This is a genomic window from Corynebacterium provencense (assembly GCA_900049755.1).
Lineage (GTDB): Bacteria > Actinomycetota > Actinomycetes > Mycobacteriales > Mycobacteriaceae > Corynebacterium > Corynebacterium neomassiliense.
The window spans coordinates 32333-58189 of sequence record LT160592.1; the positions used below are offsets into that span (position 1 = coordinate 32333).

Consider the following 25857-nt stretch of genomic DNA (forward strand, 5'->3'; position numbering starts at 1 on the left):
TCCTGTCCTGACTGTACGGTGGTGACCGTGAACCCCGTGAACTCCGACTCCACCGTTCCCGCCACTCTCGCCGATCTGCTGCCGGATCTGGCGGAGGTTCCGGAGTCCCTGCTCGACGATGTGACGTTGGAGTCCTTCCTGGGATGGGCCCGGGACAGGAGCATCACCCTCTACCCCGCACAGGAAGAGGCCGCCACGGCGCTCGCCGCCGGGGACAACGTGATTCTCGCCACCCCCACCGGGTCGGGGAAGTCCCTGGTCGCCACGGCGGCCCACTTCATCGCCCTGGCGCACGGGAAGAGAACCTTCTACACGGCCCCGATCAAGGCTCTGGTCAGCGAGAAATTCTTCTCCCTGTGCGAGATCTTCGGGCCCGACAAGGTCGGGATGATGACCGGTGACGCCACAGTCAACGGCAGAGCTCCGATCATCTGCGCCACCGCGGAAATCGTGGCGAACATCGCACTGCGTGACGGTGCGGACGCCGACATCGACCAGGTGGTCATGGACGAGTTCCACTACTACTCGGAGCCGGACCGCGGCTGGGCCTGGCAGGTGCCGCTGCTGGAGCTGCACCGAGCACAGTTCCTCCTCATGAGCGCGACCCTCGGGGACACGACCTGGCTCGAGAAGGACCTGGAGAAGCGGACGGGCCGCACCAGTACCACTGTCTCGAGTTCCACCCGGCCGGTCCCCCTGGACTTCCACTATGTCTACACTCCCGTCCATGAGACCGTGGAGGAACTTCTCGCCGACGGTAGAGCCCCCGTGTACCTGGTCCATTTCTCACAGCGGGAGGCCGCCGAACGGGCACAGTCGCTGACCAGTCTCAGCCTTCTGGGCGACCGGACCCGTTCGAAAGAGCGAAAGGCCGCGATCGCGGCGGCGATCGGCGACTTCCGGTTCTCATCAGCTTTCGGTAAGACGCTCTCCGGCCTGATCCGCAAGGGAATCGGCGTCCACCATGCAGGCATGCTGCCGAAATACCGGAGACTGGTCGAGCGCCTCGCCCAGCAGGGACTGCTCACTGTGATCTGCGGCACCGACACCCTCGGCGTCGGTATCAACGTCCCCATCCGTACGGTGCTGCTCACCGGACTCGCGAAGTACGACGGCGTGCGCCACCGGGTCCTGAAGTCACGGGAGTTCCACCAGATCGCGGGGCGTGCCGGACGTGCAGGTTACGACACCGAGGGCACCGTCATCGTCGAGGCTCCCGACCACGAGATCGAGAACTACCGTCTCCGCCAGAAGGCCGGTACCGACCCGAAGAAGCTGAAGAAGCTGCGCAAGAAGCACGCCCCCGAGGGGAGAGCGACCTGGTCGGAGTCGACTTTCACCCGCCTGACCACCGCCGAGCCCGAAGAGCTGGTCAGTCAGTTCCGCATGACCAATGCGATGCTGATCAACGTCATCGCGCGCGAGCAGTGGACGTACGCGGCTCTCAGAGACCTGCTGCGGGGCAACCACGACACACGGGCGAAACAGAACCGTGAGATACTCACGACCGTCGACCTCTACCGGGGTCTGCTGAGGGCCGGCATCGTCGAGGAGTATCCGGCGGACACCCCGTCAGGCAAGGACGCCAGACTGACCCGTGACCTGCAGAGAGACTTCGCCCTCAACCAGCCGTTGTCTCCGTTCGCCCTCGCAGCTCTCCAGCTGCTCGACCCGGAGTCCCCCACCTACACCCTGGACGTGATCAGCACCTTCGAGGCTATCCTCGACGACCCGGGCCAGATCCTCCAGGCCCAGCAACGGGCCCGCCGTGGTGAGGAGATCGCTGCACTCAAGGCCGAAGGGGTGGACTACACCGAGCGCACCGCGATCGTGGAGGAGATCACCTGGGACATGCCGTTGAGGGAGGAGCTGGAGCAGGCCTACGAGATCTTCTGCGGGACAAACCCCTGGGCCCGGGATTTCCGCATCTCACCGAAGTCCGTGCTCCGTGAGATGGTCGAGAAGGCGATGACGTTCTCCGACCTCGTCGCGACCTATTCACTGGCCAGGTCCGAAGGCGTCGTCCTGCGCTACCTCACGGACGCGTGGAGAACCCTGACCCACAGTGTGCCCCCGGAACACAGGTCGGAGGAGCTGGAGGACATTCTCGTCTGGCTCGGTGAACTGCTCCGCCAGGTGGATTCGTCACTGGTCGACGAATGGGCGGCGATGTCCGACCCGGACGCGCCCGTGTCCGCCGAACAGGTCGCCGAACACGCTTTCGGTGTGGGCGAGACTCCCCGGCTGTCGTCGAATCCGCGGGCGCTGCGACGGATGGTGCGCAACCACATGTTCCGGCATGTGGAACTGTTCGCCCTCGAGCGGGAGGAGGAACTTGCGGAACTGGACAGTTACCTGGAGTTCGCGCCGGACTGGCCCGCCGAGCTGGACGCCTGGTTCGACGAGTACGACGACCTCGGCACCGGACAGTCCGCACGCTCCGGTGACCTGGTCATCATCACTGAAGGTGCGGAGCCGCGCACGCTCACGGTCCGGCAGATCCTCGATGATCCCGCCGGCGACCACGGCTGGGCCTTCCTGGGGACAGTCGACCTGGACGCCACCGACGAGGCCGGGGAGGTACGGCTGCGCAGCCTCGAGGTCATACGCGGCTGAGTCGGCGTTCGAGGATCCGTCGACTCTCCGTCACCGAGTCGGTGAACGCCTTCCCGAGGCAGTCCGCGATGACCTTGAAGTCTTCGGTTCTGCTGGAACTGGCCCGGTAGCACAGTGAGACTGACCGGCCGGCAGCAGCCGCGCCACCGGCGAAGGTCGCCAGCTCCAGTCCCGGTCTGTCGCACTCGGCGGCCACCGCACTGAGCGGGACGAGGGTGCTGCCCAGCCCCCCGATGACACACTGGACGATCGTCGACAGGCTGGCTGCCCTGGTCACCGCCTGGGCGGGGTCACGGCGCAGTGCAGCGGTCCGGCACAGGTCGAGGATCTGGTCCCGGAGACAGTGGCCGTCATCGAGCAGGAGCAGGTCGAGCCCGTCAAGGTCGTCGACGGTCAGGTCGCGGCGTCCTGCCAACGGGTGTCCCGCAGGCACCACGAGGACAAATTCTTCGTCGTAGACGTGGATGCTCTCGGTGCCCGACGAGGTGATCTGGCTGGCGACGACCGCAGCGTCCAGGCCACCGTGGCGGAGAGAGTCGACGAGGTTGTCGGTCTTCTCCTCGACGATGCGGAGCTGGAGTTCGGGGGCGACCTCCGGCATTCGTCTCAGCAGGGCGGGAAGCAGGAAGGGAGCGACTGTGGGGATCATGCCGAGGTTCATCGGGCCGACCAGACCACCCTGGGCTCCTCTGGCGTGACTGACGAACGCCTCCAGGCTGTCGAGCGTCGCCTGGGCGTAGGGCAGGAGAGTCACGCCCACGGGGGTGACGATCACCCGTCTGGTGGACCGTTCAATGAGTTGCACCCCGAGCCCCTGTTCGAGTGCTGCGAGAGCCTGTGACAGCGACGGTTGGGAGATGCCGAGCTTCTGTGCCGCGGTCCCGAAGTGTCCGTTCTCCGCGATGGTGACGAAAGTGCGCAGCTGGGAGACCGTGGGGCGATACTCTCTATTGGCCATACCTATGAAGTTACCCTCCCCCGCAACTGACAACCTATCCGCACCAACATATAGCCACCTCTTATTTACGAACATGTGAAATATCGGGTTTGCCTTTGCATGAGGCGGTGTCCCGTGGCATAATCGGAGGCGGTTCAAGATCAAGCGTCTTACGCCTTAGGAGGCAAATACCGTGTCCATCCTCACCGTCGGTGAAAAGTTCCCGGAGTTCGAGCTCACCGCCCTCAAGGGCGGCGACCTCCACGAAGCCAACGCCCAGTCCCCCGACGACTACTTCGAGACCGTCAGCCTCGGCAAGTACCAGGGCAAGTGGAAGGTGATCTTCTTCTACCCCAAGGACTTCACCTTCGTCTGCCCCACCGAGATCGCCGCCTTCGGCAAGCTTGACGAGGACTTCCAGGACCGCGACACGCAGATCCTCGGCGGCTCCACGGACAACGAGTTCGCCCACTTCAACTGGCGCGCCACCCACCCGGACCTGAAGACGGTCCCGTTCCCGATGTTCGCCGACGTCCGCCACGACCTCATCCGCGCACTCGGTGTCGAGAACGCCGCCGGTGTGGCCGACCGCGCGACCTTCATCGTCGACCCGGACAACGTGATCCAGTTCGTCTCCGTCACCCCGGACGCTGTGGGCCGTAACGTCGACGAGGTCCTCCGCGTGCTCGACGCCCTGCAGTCCGAAGAGGTCTGCGCCTGCAACTGGCAGGCCAACGACCCCACCAAGAACATCGACAAGCTCGAGGTCGTCCAGGAGGCTCTGAAGTAATGTCCGTCGACAACCTGAAGTCCGGCCTCCCGGAGTACGCCAAGGACCTCAAGCTGAACCTCGGCACCCTGGTGCGCTCCACCGAGCTCAGCGAGCAGCAGCTCTGGGGCACTTTCGTCGCCACCGCTGCAGCCACCCGCAACGACCAGGTCATCTCGGAGGTCACGGAGGAGGCGAAGACCCACCTCTCCGACGAGGCCTACAACGCCGCACTGGCCGCCGCGTCCATCATGGCGATGAACAATGTCGCCTACCGTGCCCGCGGCTGGCTCGGCGACGATTACTCCCAGGTCCGGATGGGCCTGCGGATGAACGTCATCTCCAAGCCGGGTATCGAGAAGGCCGACTTCGAGCTCTTCTCTCTGGCAGTGTCCACCATTAACGGATGTGAGCACTGCACGGTGGCACACGAGCACACCGTCCGCGAAGAAGGACTGACCAAGGAGCAGGTCTTCGAGGCAGTCAAGATCGCCGCGACCGTCGCAGGTGTCGCACAGGCACTGCAGATCGCCGACGCCAGCTGACCTCCTGACCTGCACAGGTCCACCGGGCCGGACACCACCATGGTGTCCGGCCTCTGTCATGCCCGGACCTCCTGCTTGACAGCAGGTAAGGACGACGAACCTGCCATGGAGTACGCCCCGGTCAAGGAGAACAAGAACGGCTACGTGCTCGAGATGGACGACGACCACGCCGGGGAGTCATTCTCCTGGAACCTTCTCCTGGTCTGCGGTGACCCCGGTGCCGCAGAGACCTACTTCGGAGGTTTCGACAAGTCCAGCGTCTCCCCCATATCCTGCCCGGACAATCTGGCCTTCGACCCCGGAGGAAACCTGTGGGTGTCCACCGACGGCAACGCACTGGAGTCCAATGACGGCCTCTTCGCGGTCGCACTCGAGGGACCGGCGCGGGGCCTGACCAAGCAGTTCCTCACCGTACCGGCAGGTGCGGAGACCTGTGGGCCGGTCGTCACGGAGCGGCGGGTGCTGGTCAATGTCCAGCACCCGGGGGAGGATGAGGAGGCGACGGTCGAATCCACCACGTCACACTGGCCCGACGGCGGAAACTCACTGGCACGGCCGTCCACTGTGGTGGTGTGGAAAGACGACTACGGCGCGATCGGCCACTGACCCCGGTGGTAGAATCACCGGGTGGTATCCGAGGACAGAAAGTCAGATTCCCCAGCACGCAAGGGTTCCGGGCGGCGGAGGAGACGGCGTCCTTCCGGTGGCGGCAGGGCCGGTACTGCGGGGCCGGTCCGCCACAACCTTGCCCGGAACCTGCACTTTCCCGAGCAGCTTCCCGTGTCCGCCCGCCGTGACGAGATCATGGAGGCCATAAAAGACCACCAGGTGGTCATCGTCGCCGGCGAGACCGGTTCGGGCAAGACCACCCAGCTGCCCAAGATGTGCCTGGCCCTCGGCCGTGGCGCCCGTGGCAGAATCGGTCACACCCAGCCGCGCCGCATCGCAGCCCGGTCGGTCGCCGACCGTATCGCCGACGAACTCGGTGAGAAGGTCGGCGAACCGGGGGGCCGGGTGGGCTACAAGATCCGGTTCGACGACACCGTCTCCGACTCCACCGCCGTCAAACTCATGACCGACGGCATCCTTCTGGCCGAGATCCAGCACGACCGACTCCTCCGTGAGTACGACACGATCATCATCGACGAGGCACACGAGCGCAGCCTCAACATCGACTTCCTGCTGGGCTATCTCCGCGAGATCCTCCCCCGCCGACCGGACCTGAAGGTGATCGTCACCTCCGCGACCATCGACCCGGAGTCCTTCGCGACACATTTCGCCGACGACCGGGGCAGGCCGGCACCGGTCATCGAAGTGTCCGGGCGAACGTATCCCGTGGAGATCCGGTACCGTCCGCTGGTCCGCACCGTCGGTACCGACGGTGACGGTGAAGGGGGCAGGGAGGTCGAGACTGATCCGCTCGACGGACTGCTCGACGCCGTCCGCGAACTCACGGCTGAGGGCCCCGGTGACATTCTCTGCTTCTTCTCCGGGGAGAGGGAGATCAGGGACGCCGCCGACGCCCTGGGGGACGCCGGTTTCCGCAGCACCGATATTCTCCCCCTGTTCGGCCGGATGTCCTCGGCCGAACAGCACCGTGTGTTCTCCACCGGGCCACGTCGCCGGATCATCCTGGCGACCAATATCGCCGAGACCTCACTGACCGTCCCGGGGATCAGGTATGTCATCGACACCGGATATGCGCGCATCTCCCGCTACTCCCACCGGACGAAGGTGCAGCGGCTCCCGGTCGAGAAGATCAGTCAGGCCTCGGCGCGGCAACGGTCCGGTCGGTGCGGGCGTACCGCGGACGGCATCGCGATCAGACTGTATTCCGAGGAGGATTTCGAGGCACGCCCGGAGTTCACTGACCCTGAGATTCTGCGAACCCACCTGTCCAGTGTCATTCTTTCCATGGCGTCACTGGGACTCGGGGACATCGCCGACTTCCCGTTCCTTCAGCCCCCGGACAAGCGCTCGGTCCGCGACGGGGTTCAACTGCTCCAGGAGCTCGGCGCTTTCGCACCCGGAGGCTCGGACCGTTCCTCTGACCGTCCTCTCACCGACATCGGCCGGTACATGGCGAGGATCCCGACTGACCCACGGCTGGCACGGATCCTCGTCGCCGCCCACGAGAACAATGTGCTCGAGCAGATCGCGGTGATCGTGGCCGCCCTGAGTATCCAGGATGTCCGCGAGCGTCCCATGGAGAAACAGGCGCAGGCGGACCAGGCGCACGCCCGCTACAGGGCGGACTCGGACTTCATGTCCCTGCTGATCCTGTGGAACCATCTCCAGCAGAACCGTCGCACACTGTCGGGAAACCAGTTCAGGCAGCTGTGCAGGCGGGAGTTCATCCACTATGTCCGGGTCCGGGAGTGGATCGACCTTGTCCGCCAATTCCTCACGGTCATCCAGGACCTGCGCTGGAAGGTCCCGAACATCCGGCATGTCCGTGACCTCACCTTCGACCTGGACCGGGGCGGGACCACCGCACTGGCGGAGGATGACATCCACAGGTCCCTGTTGTCGGGTCTGCTGACCAACACCGGTATGAGGGAGGGTGCGAGCAGGCAGTACACGGGTACCCGCAGCACCCGGTTCGTCATCCACCCGTCGTCGTATCTCGCGAAGAAGCCTCCGCAGTGGGTGATGGCGGCCGAGCTGGTGGAGACGTCGCAGGTCTTCGCCCGGACTGTTGCGCCCCTGGTGCCCGAGTGGGTCGAGGATGTCGCCCCGCACATGGTGAAGTACACCTATTCGGAACCCCACTGGTCGTCGAAGCGGGGGGCTGCGATGGTGCACGAAAAGGCACTTCTGCTGGGCCTGCCCGTGGTGACTGACCGGCTGGTCCCACTGTCGCGGGTCGATCCTGAGGCCGCCCGGGAGACGTTCATCCGCTCGGCGCTTGTCGAAGGTGACTGGCACACAAGGCACGGGTTCTTCCACCACAACCGGGAGCTCCTGGAGAATGCCACACGACTGGAGGAGAAGGCCAGGCGGCGCGACATCGTCGTCGACGACGACGCCCTCTTCGCCTTCTACGATGCCCGGATCCCGGCGTCCGTGGTCTCCGCGAGGCACTTCGACTCCTGGTGGAAGAAGGCGCGTCACAGCACACCGGACCTGCTGGACTTCAACGAGGACGCCCTGATCAGTTCGGACCGTGAGGCGGCGGAGGCACGCGAGTTCCCCGACACCTGGCGTCAGGGCGATGTCGAGTACGAACTCGACTACGTGTTCCGTCCCGGTGACCCGGCGGACGGGATCACCATGAAGGTGCCTCTGCCGCTGCTGGCGGGCCTGGACGACACGGACACCAGGTGGCTGGTGGCGGGCATGAGAGAGGAACTGTGCGTCGCGCTCATCCGTACACTCCCGAAACCTCTGCGCAGGAGTGTGGTGCCGGCCGGGGAGTTCGCACGGGCGGCTCTGGCCCGGATGACCCCCTACGACGGTCCGGTGGACCGGGCTCTCGCCGATGCGCTGCGGAGCCTGGGAGGTACGGGAATCAGTGCCTCCGACTTCGACTGGTCCCGGGTTCCGGACCATCTGCGCATGTGCTTCGCTGCCGTGGACCGCAGGGGCAAGATCATCGCCCGGTCGCGGGATCTGTCAGACCTTCAGCAGCAGCTTGCCGGGGACATCACCCGCTCGATCGCTGCAGTCACCTCGAGGCGGTCGGGTGCCCACGGTTCGGCTCCCGCACCGTCGGACGCCGCGACGCACCGGCGCGGGAAAGGTGCCGCCCGGGTCGGGGACGGCGGGAAACACAACGGCAGAGGGTCTGCAGGTGGCGGTGCCGGTGTGCTCGCCCATGAGAACCGGTGGAGTGCGGACGGGATCGGTACGGTGCCCGAAACCGTGGACTCGGTGGTTGACGGGCAGCCGGTGACCGCCTATCCCGCACTCGTCCTCACCGACGACGGGGTGGACCTCCGGGCGTTCCCCACCGCGAAAGCCGCTGCGGGGGCGCAGTTCTCGGCGGTCCTGGAGCTCATGTTGCGGGAGTGCAGGGTTCAGCCGAAGCAGATGGTGAAGGGGCTGCCTCTGCGTCAGCGCGTCGCGGTGGAGAACTACCCGTACGGTGGTCCGGAGGCTTTCGTCGAGGACTGCAGGGTTCTGGTGTGCCGGGACCTTCTCACGGAGTTCGGTCCGGTGATCCGTGATCCTGACCGGTGTGCCGAGGCGGTGGCGGCGGCACGGGACCGCGGTCCGGGTCTGGTGCGGCAGACTGTCGTGGCCGTGGCACCGGCTGCGCTGGCTGTGGCGGACATGACTTCGGAGCTGGACGGTTGGGAGGGGGATTCGATCGGGGACATGCGTTCCCAGCTCGAGTTTTTCCTGGGGCCGCACCGGATCGCGCGAAACGGCGTCGCCCGTCTCCGCCACGTGCCACGTTATGTCGAGGCGATGAAGGCACGCCTGTCGATGCTGGAGCATGATCCGGACAGGGAGGCTGACCTCGCCGACCAGATCAGGGAGTGCCAGGACGCCCTGAAGGCGACCCGGGACCGCCTGCCGGACGCCAGGGCCGCGTCACCGCAGATCAAGGATGTGGAGTGGCTGATCGAGGAGCTCCGGGTGGCGTTGTTCGCCCAGAATCTCGGGACCACCCGCACGGCAAGTGTCCAGCGGGTCCACAAGGCCCTGCAGAAGATCCGGTGACGTGGTGACCTTCTCCCCCTGTGACGGCCGTGTCGGGGTCAGGGTGTTCGCCTCAGCGGAGCTTTCCGCCTGTCACCGGGGTCTGACGTCGGTGGCGGTCTCCGGCGCCCTGTCATCATCTGCACTGCCGCTGCCGGATCTGCTGTCCGGGTGCCTGCCGGAGTCGCTGTGCTGGTCGCGGAGCATACGGATCTCGTTCTCGAAGTCCTCGGCGCTGCGAAAGGACTTGTAGACCGAGGCGAATCTCAGGTAGGCGACCTCGTCAAGCTTGCGCAGGGGGTCCAGAATTGCCAGGCCGATGTCGTTCGCCGCGACCTGGGATCCGTGGGTTGCCCGAATGGACTGCTCCACCTCATGTGCCAGCACCTTGAGGTCGTCCTCGGACACGGACAGTCCCTGGCACGCCCGCCCGACACCTCTGATGACTTTGTCACGGCTGAACTCCTCGGTGACGCCGTTGCGCTTGGTGACGAGAAGGACTGATCGTTCTATGGTGGTGAACCGGGTTCCGCACCGGGTGCATTCTCGTCGTCGGCGGATGGCTGACCCGGATTCCACGGTCCTCGAATCCAGGACTCGGGAACGCTGGGAACGGCAGGACGGGCAGAGCACTGGGTTGTTCTCCTGGACACTGGAGGAAACTGGCGGACCTGTCCGATCGTAGCGTGGTCCGTCCCCGACGCCCCAGTCCGTCAGCGCCCCTGCGGATTTGTGGAGCCGGACCCTGTTTCAGTGAACACGGCGTTCAGTCGGGAGGATTCCTGGGCGGGTACCGTTCTGACATGACCGGCCGAATCTGCCGGCACCGTGTCCGTGGCAGTGCCGTCCGTTGCCGTGAGCAGCGGGCTCAGACCGATGAGGAGCACCGATGTCAGCCCACCGAGGAGAACCATCCCGGGTGAGGTGAGAACAACCGACGCACGGCGCCGGATACGCCCCGCCAACCCCATGTCATCGAACGGATGTTCCCTACGGCACGTGACCGTCCCGCATGATTCCCCCGACCGACGACGCGGACCGGCGGCCACTCCGTGGCCCGCCGTGTTCGAACCCTCGATCCCGGCTACCGTGGACCATTCCGGACGCGTGACGACTCTGCGGCCGGGCTCTGCAACGGCGGGCCTGGTGGTGATCAGTGGTGATGTCATGACTGGCTCTCCTCTCAACGACTGCTGTCCGGGTCTGTACCGCCCGGACTGTGGTGACAGTCGATCATCTCTACCGGACGGCAGACGCCATTTTCTTCTCGAACATCGTACATGTGTTCGACTCCGTCCGGACAATCGGAAATCTAGCACAGATGTTCGACATCGTCCAGGTTCGGGGGCACCTTTTCGAACATGTTGGTAGGGAAACAGCAGTTGTTGCTGTAGGGTCGGTATGGTCAGTACCCGAAAGACCACGAGCTTCACGACCTTCACGAAGAGCACGAAGAGCACGAAGAGCACGGAAGGTACGGAGGGTTCCGAAGGTACGGAGACACGGCCGCAGGTACGGAGCCCGCGCGCGAAGCCCCGACGGTGTCACGACCGCGGGGTCGCGGCGGACGGCGTGGCGGTGGCGGTGAACTCACCGGGCCGGACGGGATCGACGGGACACTACGGTGCTCGGTCGGCGGGTGCGCCGGCCGGTACACACGATGCGAGCCAGGAGCGGAACAACGATGGCACAGACCAATCAGTCGGACGGGACCGTGGAGACCGGAGTCCGTCGGGGACGACCCCGGGGCTCCGTGACTGCCAGGGGGACAGACACCTCTGACGGCAGAGGCCGGGAGAAGCTCTCGGAGCGTCAGCGCCGGATCCTCGACGTCATCAAGGACGGCATCCAGTTCCGCGGCTATCCGCCCAGCATCCGGGAGATCTGCGACGCTGTCGGTCTGAACTCCACCTCATCCGTGTCCTACCATCTCAAGGAGCTTGAGAGGAAAGGCTATCTGCGCAGGGAGGGAAACAAGCCACGCGCGGTCGACATCCGCGGCCTCGGTCCGGTCGATTCATCGGCGAAGCCCGGGCCCAAGCCGGCTGCTCCTGTGCCCGGGAGCTTGTCCGAGGACATGCCTGAGCCGAGGTTCGTACCCGTGGTGGGCCAGATCGCTGCAGGCAGTCCGATTCTCGCCGAACAGCACGTGGAAGGCCATTTTCCCCTGCCCAGGGAGCTTGTCGGCAGCGGAGAGCTCTTCCTGCTGCAGGTCATCGGAGAATCCATGCAGGACGCCGGGATCCTCAACGGTGACTGGGTCGTCGTCCGCTCCCAGGCCACCGCGGAACTCGGTGACTTCGTCGCCGCGATGATCGACGGCGAAGCAACCGTCAAGGAGTTCCATCCGAGTGACGGGACCGTGTGGCTGCTGCCGCACAACCCGTACTTCGAGCCGATCCGGGGCGATGAGGCGCAGATCCTCGGACGCGTTGTGGCGGTACTCCGAAAGATCTGATTCCGGTGGCAGGCCGGAAAGTGCCCCGGCAGTGTCCCCGGGGCAGTCCCGGGTTCAGCGTCCGATGACGGCGGCCGCTGCTGTCCGCGCCTCCTCCGCGCCCTCTGCATTGAGTGCGGCAGCAGCCATGTTGCGGCAGGTCACGAAGTCAACCTCGCCCAGCTGCGCGCCCACCGCCGCCAGGGCAGGCGTGGCCGCTGACAGCGAGTTCACCCCCAGGCCGGTGAGAACGCACGCCAACAGAGGGTCCGCCGCCGCTTCGCCGCAGACCCCCACCGCCGTCCGGGTCACAGAACCCGCCCTGCACGTTGTGTGCACCAGGTGGAGCACCGCCGGCTGCCATGGGTCGGTGAGATAGGCCAGCGACGATGACAACCGGTCCGCAGCCATCGTGTACTGGGTCAGGTCATTCGTACCGATCGACACGAAGTCGAGGTAGGACATGATCTTCTCCGCCATCAACGCAGCCGCCGGAACCTCGATCATCGCGCCGGCGGTCAGTCCCCGTTCATGGCACAGCTGGGCGAACCACTTCGCCTCATAGACTGTCGCCACCATCGGCGCCATCACCCAGGTCTGCGCCGTGGAGGAGGTTCTCCCGGACAGCTCCAGACCCCTGGAGATGCCGTCCAGCTGTCTTTCCAGCAGCTGCGTGTTACCCCGGGCGATTCTCAGGCCGCGAACCCCGAGAGCAGGATTGTCCTCGTCCTCAGCGTTGACGAACGGTACCGGTTTGTCTGATCCGGCATCGAGGGTGCGGACTACCACCTTCCCCTCGGGGAAGGCACGGAACACTTCCGCGTACCTTTCTGCCTGCTGGTCGACACTCGGTTCCGAGGTCTCGCTGAGGAAGCACAGTTCGGTGCGGAACAGCCCTATCCCCTCTGCCACCGACGCAGCGGCCTGCTCGGCGGTCACACCGTCCTGCACGTTGGCCAGCAACTGCACCCGCTGTCCGTCGGACGTCTGTGCGGGTCCGGTCCAGGACCGCACCTTCTCGGCGAAGCGCGCGGCCGCGTCAACCCTGGACCGTGCCTCCTCCGGGTCCACACCTGTCTCGACCGTCCCCTCCCCTCCGTCAACCACGACGGCGGTACCTTCCGTGACCGTCTGAAGGGCAGGTCCGGTGGCGACCACGCAGGGAATGTCCAGTTGCCGGGCGATGATGGCCGTGTGACTGGTGGCGCCACCCTTCTCGGTGACGACCGCGACAATCAGATCGGGATCGAGTGTGGCCGTGTCGGCGGGGGCGAGATCGTCCGCCAGCAGCACGTGCGGACTGTCGACCTGGGGGATCCCCGGCTCCGGCTCGCCCCTGAGTTCGGCGATGACCCGGTCCCTGACGTCGGCGAGGTCGGTCACCCGCTCCGCCATGACACCTCCCGCCTTGCGGAACATGACGATGAAGTCCTCGGTCGCCTGGCGGACCGCGTAGACCGCGGTCTGTCCCGCGGCAACCGACTTCTTCACTTTCCTCGCCCAGGCACGGTCACGGGCGATGGCGACGGTGGCCTCGAGAACCTGTCTGGCGTGACCGTCGACATTGTGAGAACGGGCCGCGAGACGGTCCGCGACGGTGTCGACCGCGGCTGTGAAGGCCTCGAACTCGGAGTCCCTCCGGTCCTCCGGGACAGTCTCGGTCGGCTCCGGAAGTTCAGGACGTTCCGTCACCCATGTCACGGGGGCGTAGACCACCCCCGGGACAACAGACCGGCCGCGGACAGTTCCCTGCCCGGACCCGTCCGGCCCGGTGGACGGGACCGGTGGCTGTGCCGCGGAGGATGCTGAGGAAGCTTCTGTCTGGGTCACTGGCCTATCCCCTTTTCTCTGTAATGACAGGTGCTCATGAGGTGCTGATCGGTTGCTGACAGATTCTGACGGGCGCTGCTCATGTACCGTCCGGCGGGTCTTCTTCTCCGCGGCCCGCAGCCGCTACGCACGCCGCCGCGGACGCCACCGGCACCTGCTTCGACCGGAGGCGACCACTCCGCACACTTTGCCGGAGATCCGGTACGGTGCGGCACAGCGCAGTGCTGTCTGCCGCCCAGGGTACCCGTACCCCCGGCAGGTGGTCCCCTACCTGCCCGGTGCGCCGGGACCTGCCGTAACGTCGTCACCCCCTGCCACCCCTGTCGTGGGCCCCCGGGGGAATCCTGTGGAGGTCGTCGCACCTATGATCGGGGGCGTCCCAGGGTCTGCCGGTCATCCGAGTCCGCCCGGCGTACACCACCCGCCCCACTCCGCCCATCTCCCGTCTCCCAGCGCCCATCTCACAGAACATCTGAATCGAGCACAGTGAACTCCGAAGAACGCCGCCGCCAGATCGCGTCCCTGACCGCCGTCCACGGCCGGGTCACCGTCGTCGAACTCGCCGAACGCTTCGACGTGACCCCGGAGACGATCCGTCGTGACCTCACCGTCCTCGACGAGGACGGGGCACTGCACCGGGTCCACGGCGGGGCTGTCCCGACCAACACCTTCCAGACCCGCGAGACGGCCATCGAGGAACGCAGGGGTGCCGCCACCGAGGCGAAGATCCGCATCGGTCAGGCCGCAACCACCCTGCTTCCGGAGGAGGGCACGGTATTCCTTGACGCCGGCACGACCACCGCCATGCTAGCCAACGCCATCGCGGAGGACCCGCGGCTGGGCCGGCGGATCACCTTCATCACCAACTGTCTTCCCATCGCGGTACGGCTGGGCGGCGCGGGGATACGCGACGTCCAGCTTCTCGGCGGTCATATCAGGGCGATCACCCAGGCCGTGGTCGGTGACATCACCCTGAGGGCGATCGGGATCAACCACGCCGACATAGCGTTCATCGGCACCAACGCCCTGTCCCTGGCACACGGTCTGTCCACTGCGGACGCCCGTGAGGCGGCGGTGAAGCGGGCGATGATCGCCAACGCCGACCGGGTGGTGACGATGTGTGACTCGACGAAGTTCGGCCGCGACTACCTCGTCAGCTTCGCCCCGGTGTCCGAGATCGATGCTGTCGTCACCGACTCCGGCATACCCTCCCAGTACCTCGGGGCCCTCGAACGTGAGGAGATCGACGTCATCAGGGCCTGAGAGCCGGGACCCGGTGCCGTCTGTCCCGACGGAGCAGAGTCCGCCGGCGTGTCAGGGCCGCTCCCGGCACGCGGTGGAAGTCCCGGCGGCAGATCCGGTATCCGTATACCCTGGTTGCGTCATCTTCCCACACCTACAGAGAAGGACCCTGAGCACATGGCATCCACCACCGTCACCGTCGGATCGACCGTCGGGCTCCATGCCCGCCCCGCCACCGTCATCGCTGAAGCGGCCGCAGCCTACGACGACGAGATCCTCATCTCCCTCGTCGACGGTGACGAGGACGACGAGCCGGCCGACGCCACCTCGTCACTGATGATCATGGCGCTCGGAGCCGAGCACGGGGACTCCGTCACCGTGTCCTCCGACGACGCCGACGCCGTCGCAGCGATCGCCGCCCTCGTGGAGAAGAACCTCGACGAGGAGTGACCTCCGTTCCCTGCGGGGTCCTTTCCCCGGCTACCGCTCCAACGTGTATCCCCGGACCCCGGTGTCCCGTCCTTCTCCGAGGTGCTCGTAGAGCCACTTCAGCAGAGGGTAGCCGACGAGGATGCCGACGGACCCCCAGGCGATTCCCTCCAGTTCCAGACCACCGACGGTGAGGGTGAGATTGCCGATTCCTGCGATCATCGCCACCGCCGCCGTGGTCAGGTTCAGCGGATGGGAGAGGTTCACCCTGTTCTCCTGCCAGATCTTCACCCCGAGCAATCCGATCATGCCGTAGAGCACCATCGCCGCACCCCCGAGGACACCGGTGGGGATGGTCTGGATCACAGCCCCGAACTTCGGGACAAATGCCAGTACCGCCGCGGTGAGGGCAGCGACCCAGTAGGCCGCCGTCGAGTACACACGGGAGGACGCCATCACCCCGATGTTCTCGGCGTACGTCGTCGTTCCCGATCCGCCGAATCCTCCGGCCAGCGCCGTGGCCACACCGTCGGCCATCAGGGCCGGACCAGCCTGGTCGTCGAGGTTACGGCCGGTCATTCCCGCCACCGCCTTGACGTGGCCCACATTCTCCGCGATGAGCACGATGATCACGGGCAGGGTCAGCAGCAGGGCATCCAACTGGAATGTCGGGTGGTGGAACTCGGGCAGACCCACCCAGGAGGCCCGGGACACCCGGTCGAGCGCGTCGGAGTCCACCGCACCGGTCAGCGCGGCGAACACCCAGCCGACCAGGACCCCCACCAGGATCCCGAGACGGCCGAACATTCCCCGGCCCCCGATGCTGACCACCAGTATCGCCACCATCGTCACTGCGGCCACCAGCGGCTGCTCCTGGAAGTTCCCGGTGGCACTCGGTGCCAGGTTGAGTCCGATCATCGCGACAACGGCGCCGGTCACCGCCGGGGGCATCACTGCATCGATGATGCCGCGTCCCACCACTGTCACGAGCAGTCCGATTCCGAACAGGACCAGACCCACCACGATGATCCCGCCGAGCTGCACTGCGAAGCCGTCGGCCTGGGTGGCGGTCAGCGGGGCGATGAAGGCGAAGGAGCTGCCCAGGTAGGAGGGAACGCGGTTGCGGGTCATCAGCAGGAACACCATGGTGCCCACCCCTGAGAACAGGAGCGTGGTCGTCACCGGAAAACCTGTGATGGTCGGCACCAGAAGGGTGGAACCGAACATCGCGATCACGTGCTGCATCCCGATGCCGATCGTGCGCGGCCAGTTCAGCCGCTCATCCGGGGCCACCACCGCTCCGGGACGCACATGGCGTCCGTCACCGTGGAGTGTCCAGCCGAAGGGACTCCGGCGCACCGGTGCCTGTCCCACGGATCCACGGGTGTGTGGGGCGTTACCGGACCCACTTCGACCGTCGGCGGGTTGTCCGGATACCGGGTTCACGGGGCCGGAGGAATCCCCCGACGGTGTCTCGCGTGGTTCATTCACGCACGACAGTCTATGACCCGACCACGAAGGGGGCGAGTTCAGCCGCGAGAACCTGCGGCAGTCGCACATCCAGCACGGTCCCCTCCCCCGTGTACTCCTCGCCCAGTACCGTCCCCAGTTCATGGACCCTGGCGACCACGTCGCCCCGGGAGAACGGCACCGACAGTGTGACCCGACGGTCCATTGCATTGAGGTGGAGTTCGAGACTGCTCTCCAGTTCCGCGACACCCTCACCGGTGGCGGCCGAGACGAAGACGACGTCGTCGAGCCGGTTGCGCAGGTCCGCCAGTACCAGCGGGTCTGCGGCGTCCACCTTGTTCACCACGAGAATCTCAGGGGGTGCGTCCTCACCTGTCTCCACGGCGATCTCGCCGATGACCTTGTTCACGGCGGCGATCTGCTCCATCGGGAACGGGTCTGACCCGTCGACGACGTGCAGGACGATGTCGGCGGCCATGACCTCCTCCAACGTGGAGCGGAACGACTCGACCAGCTGCGTCGGCAGGTAGCGGATGAAACCGACCGTGTCAGAGAAGATCACCGTCCTGCCGTCGGCGAGAGTGGCCCTCCGGGTCGTCGGGTCGAGGGTGGCGAACAGGGCGTCCTCCACCAGAACTCCGGCACCGGTGAGTGCGTTGAGGAGGGAGGACTTTCCCGCGTTCGTGTAACCGGCGATGGCCACCTGCGCCACCGCGGAGGAGTCACGCCGGCGACGCTTGATGTCACGGGCCTTCTTCATTCCGGCGATGTCCCGCCGCAGTTTCGCCATGTCATTGCGGATTCGCTGACGGTCTGCCTCGATCTTCGTCTCGCCGGGACCGCGCAGTCCTACACCACCGTTGGATCCCGCACGACCTCCGGCCTGGCGTGACAGTGCACCACCCCAGCCGCGCACCCTGGTGATCAGGTACTCCAGCTGTGCGAGCTGGACCTGGGCCCGGCCTTCCCTGGACTTGGCGTGCTGGGCGAAGATGTCGAGGATCAGCATGGTCCGGTCGATGACCTTGACGTCGAGGAGCTTCTCCAACGCGATCATCTGGCCGGGGCTGAGCTCGCCGTCGGCGACGACCGTGTCCGCACCGGTCTCCACGACCACCTGTCTGAGCTCCTCGACCTTCCCCGAACCGATGTAGGTTCCGGAGTCCGGCTTGTCCCGGCGCTGGTAGAGCATGTCAACCACCTCGGACCCGGCGGTCTCCGCCAGGGCACGCAGTTCGGAGAGCCGGGCCTCGACCTGTTCGACACTTCCCTGGGTCCACACTCCGACGAGGACGACCCGCTCCAGACGGAGTCTCCGGTACTCGACGTCGTAACCGTCCGACTGCTCGGTGGTGTGATCCTGGTTACCGCGGGTAAGCCGACGCAGGCTCGTCCTCTGCTCCAGGTCAAGTTCGCCCACCGTCGGGGCACCGGAGGTCGCCGTGTGTTCACTGCTGCTCATATCGTTCATTACCCACCATCTTTGCACGGATCACCCCGGGGGCGGTCGGAGGTGCCTGTGCCCGCCTGCGCAGCTCCGACGCCCCGGCACCGGATGCGGACTCCCCGGGCGGGCGTAGGGGGGGTTACTATATGCTGCATGATTCCGGAACTCAGAAGTGTGGGGATGGACTTCGCCCGCTGGCAGGATGCCCTGGAGGCCGCTTACGGCACCGGTGCGCTGCGGGTCACCGGCGAAGTCCGTGACGGTCAGGTCCTCCAGTACGACGACCCGAGCGGAGCCCGCCTGGTGATCCTGGCTACGCCCCCCTACGGTTCATTCGCCAGCTTCAGCGGTGGCGTCACAGCCACCTCGCATCTGTCGATGGTCAACGACATCATAGGGCTGGTCGATGTCGTGGCGGACAGTCCCGTCCTGCAGATCAGTGCCCGGGAAGCTCCCGTGCTGTCGACCGTGACCGCCACTGTCGCCCAGGGGCCGATGCTCGCCGAGGAGGGTGAGCTGCGCTACCGGCAGGTCCAGCTCACCGCTCTGGCTGCCCGGGTCGGTGTGTACCGGACACGTGACGAGGCGGTCCGTGCCGGTATCCTCACTGTCGGACAGGTGGACTCGACCGGGGCCTCCGACCTCAGTTCGGGTGCCGTCGCCCCCCACGCCGGGGCCAGGGTGACCGTCGAGATCACCGGCTCCGAGCTGCGGACCACCGCCCTGACCGGACAGCCGTTCTGGGTGTGCACGGTCTCCGCACCGTTCGACTTCACCGTGGTGGTACCTGCGGACCGGGGGTCCACCGCACAGGATGCTCCGCCCGCAGGCACTGTCCTGTCCGGTGACGTGCAGTTCACCCTCACCACCGTCGACCCTGTCACCTGCGGGGGAGGATGCGGAGACGGTTGCGGTGGAGGCTGCGGAGGGTCGTGTGGCTAGAAGGCGTGTCCCCGTTGTTCCGGTGGTCGTGGGCGCGGCGGCCGGAATGCTGCTGCTCATCAACAACTACGGTTACCAGGGGATCCTGCTGTCGGTGACTCTCGGAGCCTTCCTGGCTTTCCTGCTGTTCCGCAGGGACTCGGAGCGGGAACTCGAGTCGCTGCGGAACTCCATCGGGCATTCCGCCACCGACATCTCACGGATCCTCGGACAGTGGCATGACTTCCACCTCTCCAGGGCCCCTGAGCATGTCCGCGACAGGGTGCTGCACCGTCCCTGTCTGCTGGACAGGGACTGCGGGGTGGAGAGCGTGCAGCGGTTCCACGATGCCGTGAAGTCGGCCGAGGAGTTCCTCCACGGGCTGCCCGCACGGGTGCAGCAGGCGACCTCGGTCTCCTCCCTGACCGCCGTACTCAGGGAGGCTGACCACCAGGCGGACCGCCTCGCCGCCCTGTGGTCCCGGGCCCGGAGGGACACCGGCATCGCCGACGTCGGCTGACCCGTATCAGTGGAACGGCAGGTCCGTCGTCTCCACAGTGCCGCGGAACAGCAGTCGTGACGGCCCCCGAAGCTCCGATCCCTCCGGAGAGACGGTCACCCTGACCTCCCCGCCGGGGACGTGGACGGTGACCTGTCCCTCTCGACGTCCGGCATCGTGCAGCGCCGCAACCGCCGCCGCAACCGTCCCTGTACCGCAGGACAGGGTCTCCCCCACCCCCCGTTCGTGGACCCGCATGTGCACCTCGTCACCGGACAGCGGGGTCACCAGCTCCAGGTTGACCCCGTCCGGGAAGAACCCGGCGTCCCACTCCGGCATGTCCCCGACCGGGAGCGAGGCCAGCCGGCCGGGGGTGAGCCCCGCGACGACGCAGGCCAGATGTGGATTACCCATGTCCACGCCCGTGCCCCGGTACTCCACCCCCGCCAGGGTCGCCGTAGACTCCCCGAGGACGACCGGTGCCCCCATGTCCACGCTCACGTCGGCCGCTGACCCCCGGACATCATGCAGCTGCAGTTCCCGTCGCCCCGCGCGAGTTCCTATCACTGTCCGGTCCGCCTGGGTCAGTCCCAGGTCGGCGAGCACATGGCCGAACACACGGACGCCGTTCCCGCACATCTCGGCGACCGAACCGTCGGCGTTGCGGTAGTCCATGAACCAGTCCTCGCGGCTGACCCCGTCGGGCACGGCGTCGATGACACCGGCGTCCAACAGTGCACCGGTGGTCGCCACCCGGATCACCCCGTCGCCCCCGATCCCACGGTGCCGGTCCGCCAGACCGCGGACCAGATCGGCCGTGAGATCGACGGCCACCCCGGGGTCGGGGACGATGACGAAGTCGTTGCCCGTGCCGTGGCCTTTGATGAAGTCGAGTGCACCCATGGCGTCGATCCTACGTCGCCCGGCACCGGCAGCTCATCCGGGGATCCCCGCCTGTTCCACCCTCAGCCTGGCCTGTCCGACCGGGTCAGGTCCGGACGCGTCAATCCACAGGATGCGCGGGTCACGTCGGAACCATGCCCGCTGGCGGCGGGCGTAGCGTCGCGTCCCGGTGACCGTGGCGTCCACCGCCTCGTCGAAGGTGAGCTCCCCTGCGAGGTGGCTGAGCATCTGGGAGTATCCGATCGCCTTCCCCGCCGTGGATTCGCGGTGCAGTCCCCGGTCGACCAGATGCCGGACCTCGTCGAGCAGGCCGTCCTCCACCATCGTCCGGACACGCGCCTCCAGACGCGGGTTGAGCCAGTCCGCGTCCGCCCTCATCCCGAGCAGCAGGGCATTCCACCTCGGTGGCCTGCTCCTGGCAGGCTGGGACGCCGCGAACGGCCTACCCGTCAGTTCGATGACCTCCAACGCCCGCACGGTGCGCCGCGGGTCCTTCCTCTCGATGACCTCCGCAGCGGCAGGGTCCCTCCGGGCAAGCTCGTCGTGCAACGCCTCCACGCCGACACGTTCCAGTTCCCTCTCCCACTTCGCGCGCACCACCGGATCAGTGGGAGGCAGGTTCCAGTCGTCGAGCAGTGCCTGCACGTACATCATCGACCCGCCGACAATGACAGGGGTACGGCCCCGCCGCCGAATATCCTCCACCACCTCGACGGCGGCGTCCCGGTAGGCTGCGACCGACGCCGTCTGCGTCACCTCGAGAACGTCGAAGAGGTGGTGGGGGATGCCCCGGCGCCGGTCGACGGGCAGCTTCGCTGTCCCGATGTCCATGCCCCGGTAGAGCTGCATGGAGTCGATGTTCACGATCTCACCGTCGTAGTACCCGGCCAGGTCCAGCGCGGCAGCGGTCTTTCCGCTGCCGGTGGGACCGGTGACCACCACGGGCCGGGGGCCCCCGTGTGACTCTGCGGCGGACCCTGCGGGCACTGCCCCGGCCGGTGGTACCTGGACGCCGTCGGTCGCCTCGACTGCTGGGGACGCTGGTTCGTGGAGAGGCCCGGACATGCCCCCGACTGTACAAACAGTCCCGCCGTGGACCGGAACCGGGGCACCGGGGTCGTATCCCCCTCTGACATAATGACGGTTGTCCCGTGGATTCCCGGACGGGGCCTGCGGCCCCGGGCCTCCCCCGTTGCCGCAGGCCCCGTCCGTCGGTCCACTTCCCAGAACTGTGGAGGCTCTCACCATGAACGCACCCAAACCCGGAGCACGACCGACTCCCGGGGCCATGCCGGGCGCCGGTCGCCGGGTCACCGCACGTCCCTCCGGACGTCCCGGTTCCACCGACCCCGGCAGGTTCGGCAGGATCGACGACACCGGCGCAGTCTGGGTCCGCACCTCCGACGGCGAACGAAAGGTCGGGGAATGGCAGGCGGGCACGCCCTCGGAGGGCCTCGCGCACTTCGCCCGTCGCTTTGACGACCTCCTCGCCGACGTGCAGCTCCTGGAGGCGCGCCTGGCGTCCCACCCGGAAGAGGCCGACCGTCTCGCCGCGGACGCCCGTGCCGTCAGGGAGAGCCTGTCCACCGCGGCCGTGGTCGGCGACCTCGACAGTCTGGCGGCCGGCCTGGACGAGTTCATCTCACGTGCGGACGCCACCGCCGAGCGGAACACGGTCGACGAGCAGGTCCGCCGGGAATCCGCGGCACAGCGTAAGGAAGAGCTGGTCGCTGAAGTCACCGCGCTCGGCACCGGCGACAATCCCGACTGGAAGGCTGCGGGCGACCGGATCCACACCGTGCTCGACGAGTGGAAGTCGCTGCCGCGCACGGACAGTGCCACCGATGACGCACTGTGGGACCGGTTCCGCGACGCCCGTGACGGTTTCCACGAACGACGCAGCGCACACTTCGCGGAACTGGACAGGAACCGGGACCGGGTCCGCAGGGTCAAGGAAGACCTCGTCGCCCGCGCCGAAGCACTCCAGGATTCGACCGACTGGGCGGAAACCTCGCGCGCCTACCGGGATCTCATGGCCGAGTGGAAAGCCGCCGGCCGTGCGCGCCGGGCCGACGACGACCGGCTGTGGGAGCGCTTCCGGACTGCCCAGGACAGGTTCTTCGGCGCCAGGGACGCTGACAGGGCAGAGAAGGACGCCGAGTTCGAGGAGAACGCCCGCATCAGACAGGCACTGCTGGACGAGTATTCCCCGCGGATCGACCCGGCCACCGGTCTCGACCGGGCACGGGCCCTGCTCCGTGAACTGCAGGACAGGTGGGACGCGACCGGTTTCGTGCCCCGTGACAGGATCGCGGAGTTCGACGGCAAGATCGCAGAGATTGAGGCCCGCGTCTCCGACTACGTCGACCGGCAGTGGCGGGCCACGGATCCCGAGGCCCTCGCCCGGGTCGGTCAGTTCCGCAGGAAGGCCGAGGAGTTCGCCGCGGACGCCGACGCCGCGGAGAAGGCGGGGAAGACCGCCAGGGCAGCAGAACTGCGGACTCAGGCCGACCAGTGGTCAGAGTGGGCGGACGCCGCCGCCGCGGCAGTCTCAGACTGACACACGGGCGCGGACGGCGTCAGGCCGGGTCAACTCCCGGCTCACCTCCGGCAGGCGCCGCGGCGTCCCCCTTCCTGTCCTCCCCGCTGTCGCGCCTTTCCCCGCTGTCCCCGGCGGCAGCCGCGCGGCGTTGCCGCCTGAGCCTTTCCCCGCTGTCCCCGGCGGCAGCCGCGCGGCGTTGCCGCCTGACCGCCGCCCTCTTCCGCCGGTCGTCGACCAGACGGTCGGCCGGGACCGGAGGCTGTCCGACCCTCAGCACCTGCTGTGCCGCCTTCGACTTCTCGTCCCGGTCCGCCTCCCGCCGACGCCGGGCGTTGAACGCCGCCTGGACGGCAGTCCGGCGGAACAGGCGGGTCGACAGTGCCACGACGATGACGAACATTCCCAGACCTGCCAGGAACATGCCCACCGACGGGCCCGAGCCCGGTTCCTCCGGCCCGCGGGAGTTACGCATGCCCACCGCGAGGAAGCAGTAGAAGGTGCCCACCCCGCAGATCACCCAGTTGACCCAGGCCACCAGAGAGGATCTCGATATCGCGGTCGCCGGTGCCAGCAGAAGCCCTCCGACGAAGTAGAGCCACACGAAGACCCGCTCCGGCATTGTCGTGAGGAACTCGTCGGAACGGTCGGAGAACAGCAGCACGTCGAATCCGCGTACCTGCCCCGAGTGGGGAAGAAACAGGGCGACGAGAACGAGCACCACGCCGAAGAACAGTGGAGCGGTAGCCGACCCCAGCACGATGGTGCCCGCAGCCTGCCGTTCCGCCTTGGCGAGGTCTCCGCCGGCGGCCTCGGTGAGACTGTCGACCCTGGCAGCGACCGCCTCATCACGGCGTCGCTGCCGCTCCTCGACGGACAGTTTCTCCACGTCACTCACAACCGCACCCTCCTTCAGACCCTGAACAGCACATGTCCCCGACGCTACCCTGTCCGGCCGACTGCCCGACCGGCACGGCGGCCGGCGCGCCGATGCGCGGCAACCCCAGTCCCACCCCCACCGGGGCGGTGGTCGGTGTACGGCCGGCCTCGGACATGTCACCGGCCCGGGTGCGGCGGTGGGTCAGGACGCCACCGTCAGCGGTGAGGAAGTGGGGTGCCGAGCCGGTGACCGTCACCTCCACCACATCTCCGGGGCGTATCCGACCGTCACCGCCCGTCGGGGTGAAGTGCACCAGGCGTCCGTCCCTGGCCCTTCCGCTCATCCGCTTCGTGCGGTCGTTCTTGCGTCCGCCGCCCTCCTGCACCAGCAGTTCGACGGTCCGTCCGATCTGGGCGGCGTTCTCCTCGGCACTGATACGTTCCTGGAGGGAGATCAGCCTCTCGTACCGGTCCTGCACCACCGCCTTGGGCACCTGCGCGTCAAGCTCTGCTGCAGGTGTCCCGGGCCGCGGGGAGTACTGGAAAGTGTAGGCACTGGTGAAACGCGCTTCCTCGACCACCCGGAGAGTGTCCTGGAAGTCCTCCTCGGTTTCTCCGGGGAACCCGACAATGATGTCGGTGGTGATCGAGGCGTCCGGGAGTCTCTGCCGGACCTTTTCCAGGATCCCGAGGAACCTGCGGGTCCGGTAGGAACGCCTCATCGCCTTCAGCACCCGGTCCGAACCTGACTGCAGTGGCATGTGGAGCTGGGGGCAGACCACAGGAGTCTCCGCCATCGCGTCGATGACGTCGTCGGTGAACTCCGCGGGGTGGGGGCTGGTGAAGCGCAGCCGTTCCAGGCCGTCGATTTCTCCGCAGGCGCGCAGCAGCCGGGAGAAGGCACTTCGGTCACGCTCCATCGACGGGTCGGAGAAGTGCACACCGTAGGCGTTGACGTTCTGCCCCAGCAGGGTCACCTCTGTCACGCCCTGGTCGACGAGGGCCCGGACCTCGGCGAGGATGTCGCCGGGGCGGCGGTCCTGTTCCCTGCCCCGCAACGAGGGAACAATGCAGAAGGTGCAGGTGTTGTTGCACCCCACCGACACACTCACCCATCCCGCGTAGGCGGACTCCCGTTTGGCGGGCAGCACGGAGGGGAACTGCTCGAGTGAGTCGGCGATCTCGACCTCGGCACGCCGGTTGTGGGCGCTGCGGGCCAGCAGGGCCGGAAGTGAGCCCATGTTGTGGGTGCCGAAGACGACGTCGACCCACGGAGCGCGGGAGACCACCGCCTCCTTGTCCTTCTGTGCCATGCAGCCGCCCACGGCGATCTGCATTCCCGGATGGGCGTCCTTGACTTTCCTGAGCTGACCGAGGGTCCCGTAGAGCCGGTTGTCGGCGTTCTCCCTGACCGCACAGGTGTTGAAGACGATGACGTCCGGGGTACCGTCACCGACCGGGTGCGCGGCGCCCTCCCCGGCTGCCCCGCCTCCGTCCGGTCCGGGCGGTCCACGTTGCGGGCGGCGGTCAGCGGGACATAGCCGCTGTCCTCCAGCAGTCCGGACAGCCGCTCGGAATCGTGCACGTTCATCTGGCAGCCGAAGGTCCGGACCTCGTAGGTTCTCGGGCGCGAACCTGCCGCCGGTTCCGCCGGCGTCACCGGCGTCGAAGTGTTCTGGTAGTCAACCACGACCAGCCATCCTAGTGCAGGTCGAGCCGCGGTCCGAACGGCAACGACGGACCCTGC

At 66.9% G+C, this 25857-nt stretch carries 18 protein-coding genes and 2 pseudogenes; 11 read left to right on the top strand and 9 right to left on the bottom strand.

Translation table 11 applies throughout. From position 1 onward, the window contains the following. Nucleotides 1-27 precede the first annotated feature (27 nt). On the top strand, nucleotides 28-2616 hold the full coding sequence (locus tag BN3906_RS00185) for a DEAD/DEAH box helicase (RefSeq protein ID WP_147592673.1): 2589 nt from the start codon (nucleotides 28-30) through the stop codon (nucleotides 2614-2616). Here the strand turns inward: BN3906_RS00185 and BN3906_RS00190 are convergent. Continuing rightward, entirely contained in the window at nucleotides 2603-3574 is a 972-nt protein-coding gene (locus tag BN3906_RS00190) for a hydrogen peroxide-inducible genes activator (protein WP_066582848.1), read from the bottom strand. The two genes, BN3906_RS00185 and BN3906_RS00190, sit on opposite strands and share 14 nt — an antisense overlap. Nucleotides 3575-3746: 172 nt before the next feature. Here BN3906_RS00190 and BN3906_RS00195 point away from each other — a divergent pair, with 172 nt between their 5' ends. From BN3906_RS00195 to hrpA, 4 genes and pseudogenes are all read left to right on the top strand, one after another. Further along, nucleotides 3747-4343, top strand: coding sequence for a peroxiredoxin (locus BN3906_RS00195; protein WP_066582850.1), 597 nt, complete (start codon nucleotides 3747-3749; stop codon nucleotides 4341-4343). After that, nucleotides 4343-4867 carry an alkylhydroperoxidase, AhpD family gene (gene ahpD, locus BN3906_RS00200; RefSeq protein ID WP_066582852.1) on the top strand — a complete coding sequence of 175 codons (525 nt, stop codon included), beginning with the start codon at nucleotides 4343-4345 and terminating at the stop codon, nucleotides 4865-4867. The genes BN3906_RS00195 and ahpD overlap by 1 nt, the downstream gene beginning before the upstream one ends. A gap of 84 nt (nucleotides 4868-4951) precedes the next feature. Beyond that, nucleotides 4952-5473: pseudogene (locus BN3906_RS00205) on the top strand (PhoX family protein); the annotation flags it as partial. A gap of 21 nt (nucleotides 5474-5494) precedes the next feature. After that, nucleotides 5495-9535 carry an ATP-dependent RNA helicase HrpA gene (hrpA, locus tag BN3906_RS00210; RefSeq protein WP_078056984.1) on the top strand — a complete coding sequence of 1347 codons (4041 nt, stop codon included), beginning with the start codon at nucleotides 5495-5497 and terminating at the stop codon, nucleotides 9533-9535. Nucleotides 9536-9607: 72 nt separating this feature from the next. Here the strand turns inward: hrpA and nrdR are convergent, their stop codons facing one another. Next, the gene (gene nrdR, locus BN3906_RS00215) at nucleotides 9608-10147 is read right to left on the bottom strand and encodes a transcriptional regulator NrdR (protein WP_078056985.1); all 540 of its coding nucleotides are present in this window, start codon (nucleotides 10145-10147) and stop codon (nucleotides 9608-9610) included. 1051 nt (nucleotides 10148-11198) lie between these two features. Between nrdR and lexA the strand changes: the two genes are divergently transcribed. Beyond that, nucleotides 11199-11972, top strand: coding sequence for a transcriptional repressor LexA (lexA, locus tag BN3906_RS00225; protein WP_066582858.1), 774 nt, complete (start codon nucleotides 11199-11201; stop codon nucleotides 11970-11972). Nucleotides 11973-12026: 54 nt separating this feature from the next. On the opposite strand, the gene ptsP is transcribed toward lexA, so the two are convergent. Then, complete coding sequence (gene ptsP / locus BN3906_RS00230; protein ID WP_078056986.1) at nucleotides 12027-13781, bottom strand: phosphoenolpyruvate--protein phosphotransferase; 1755 nt, start codon at nucleotides 13779-13781, stop codon at nucleotides 12027-12029. A 486-nt stretch (nucleotides 13782-14267) separates the two neighbouring features. On the opposite strand from ptsP, the gene BN3906_RS00235 reads away from it, so the two are divergent. Both BN3906_RS00235 and BN3906_RS00240 read left to right on the top strand, forming a co-directional pair. Beyond that, entirely contained in the window at nucleotides 14268-15044 is a 777-nt protein-coding gene (locus tag BN3906_RS00235; RefSeq protein WP_066582859.1) for a DeoR/GlpR family DNA-binding transcription regulator, read from the top strand. Nucleotides 15045-15200: 156 nt separating this feature from the next. Further along, entirely contained in the window at nucleotides 15201-15473 is a 273-nt protein-coding gene (locus BN3906_RS00240) for an HPr family phosphocarrier protein (protein WP_066582861.1), read from the top strand. A gap of 30 nt (nucleotides 15474-15503) precedes the next feature. Here BN3906_RS00240 and BN3906_RS00245 read toward each other — a convergent pair whose 3' ends face one another. Next, nucleotides 15504-16748, bottom strand: a complete 1245-nt coding sequence (locus BN3906_RS00245; RefSeq protein ID WP_390620324.1) for a uracil-xanthine permease family protein — start codon at nucleotides 16746-16748, stop codon at nucleotides 15504-15506. Nucleotides 16749-16953: 205 nt separating this feature from the next. Then, the gene (gene hflX, locus BN3906_RS00250) at nucleotides 16954-18384 is read right to left on the bottom strand and encodes a GTPase HflX (RefSeq protein WP_227871230.1); all 1431 of its coding nucleotides are present in this window, start codon (nucleotides 18382-18384) and stop codon (nucleotides 16954-16956) included. A 138-nt stretch (nucleotides 18385-18522) separates the two neighbouring features. On the opposite strand from hflX, the gene BN3906_RS00255 reads away from it, so the two are divergent. Continuing rightward, complete coding sequence (locus tag BN3906_RS00255) at nucleotides 18523-19311, top strand: hypothetical protein (protein WP_066582864.1); 789 nt, start codon at nucleotides 18523-18525, stop codon at nucleotides 19309-19311. Further along, nucleotides 19304-19810, top strand: a complete 507-nt coding sequence (locus BN3906_RS00260; protein WP_227871229.1) for a hypothetical protein — start codon at nucleotides 19304-19306, stop codon at nucleotides 19808-19810. The genes BN3906_RS00255 and BN3906_RS00260 overlap by 8 nt, the downstream gene beginning before the upstream one ends. A gap of 6 nt (nucleotides 19811-19816) precedes the next feature. Here the strand turns inward: BN3906_RS00260 and dapF are convergent, their stop codons facing one another. After that, nucleotides 19817-20692, bottom strand: coding sequence for a diaminopimelate epimerase (gene dapF / locus BN3906_RS00265; RefSeq protein ID WP_066582867.1), 876 nt, complete (start codon nucleotides 20690-20692; stop codon nucleotides 19817-19819). Between the two features lie 33 nt (nucleotides 20693-20725). Next, nucleotides 20726-21757 carry a tRNA (adenosine(37)-N6)-dimethylallyltransferase MiaA gene (miaA, locus tag BN3906_RS00270; RefSeq protein ID WP_078056987.1) on the bottom strand — a complete coding sequence of 344 codons (1032 nt, stop codon included), beginning with the start codon at nucleotides 21755-21757 and terminating at the stop codon, nucleotides 20726-20728. A 181-nt stretch (nucleotides 21758-21938) separates the two neighbouring features. Between miaA and BN3906_RS00275 the strand changes: the two genes are divergently transcribed. Beyond that, nucleotides 21939-23252, top strand: coding sequence for a DUF349 domain-containing protein (locus BN3906_RS00275; protein ID WP_066585627.1), 1314 nt, complete (start codon nucleotides 21939-21941; stop codon nucleotides 23250-23252). A 19-nt stretch (nucleotides 23253-23271) separates the two neighbouring features. Here the strand turns inward: BN3906_RS00275 and BN3906_RS00280 are convergent, their stop codons facing one another. Continuing rightward, a complete protein-coding gene (locus tag BN3906_RS00280) occupies nucleotides 23272-24129 on the bottom strand; it encodes an Rv2732c family membrane protein (RefSeq protein ID WP_261796785.1) in 858 nt (285 codons plus the stop codon). After that, nucleotides 24122-25701, bottom strand: a pseudogene (miaB, locus tag BN3906_RS00285) (tRNA (N6-isopentenyl adenosine(37)-C2)-methylthiotransferase MiaB). Before miaB ends, BN3906_RS00280 begins: the two are co-directional and overlap by 8 nt. Nucleotides 25702-25857: the final 156 nt, after the last annotated feature.

Bases quoted from the DNA above. Each gene is read 5' to 3' on its own strand.
- BN3906_RS00275 (WP_066585627.1), top strand. From the start codon at position 21,939: ATGAACGCACCCAAACCCGGAGCACGACCGACTCCCGGGGCCATGCCG.
- ahpD (WP_066582852.1), top strand. From the start codon at position 4,343: ATGTCCGTCGACAACCTGAAGTCCGGCCTCCCGGAGTACGCCAAGGAC.
- dapF (WP_066582867.1), bottom strand. From the start codon at position 20,692: ATGGGTGCACTCGACTTCATCAAAGGCCACGGCACGGGCAACGACTTC.
- BN3906_RS00255 (WP_066582864.1), top strand. From the start codon at position 18,523: ATGATTCCGGAACTCAGAAGTGTGGGGATGGACTTCGCCCGCTGGCAG.
- miaA (WP_078056987.1), bottom strand. From the start codon at position 21,757: ATGTCCGGGCCTCTCCACGAACCAGCGTCCCCAGCAGTCGAGGCGACC.
- BN3906_RS00190 (WP_066582848.1), bottom strand. From the start codon at position 3,574: ATGGCCAATAGAGAGTATCGCCCCACGGTCTCCCAGCTGCGCACTTTC.
- lexA (WP_066582858.1), top strand. From the start codon at position 11,199: ATGGCACAGACCAATCAGTCGGACGGGACCGTGGAGACCGGAGTCCGT.
- hflX (WP_227871230.1), bottom strand. From the start codon at position 18,384: ATGAGCAGCAGTGAACACACGGCGACCTCCGGTGCCCCGACGGTGGGC.
- BN3906_RS00240 (WP_066582861.1), top strand. From the start codon at position 15,201: ATGGCATCCACCACCGTCACCGTCGGATCGACCGTCGGGCTCCATGCC.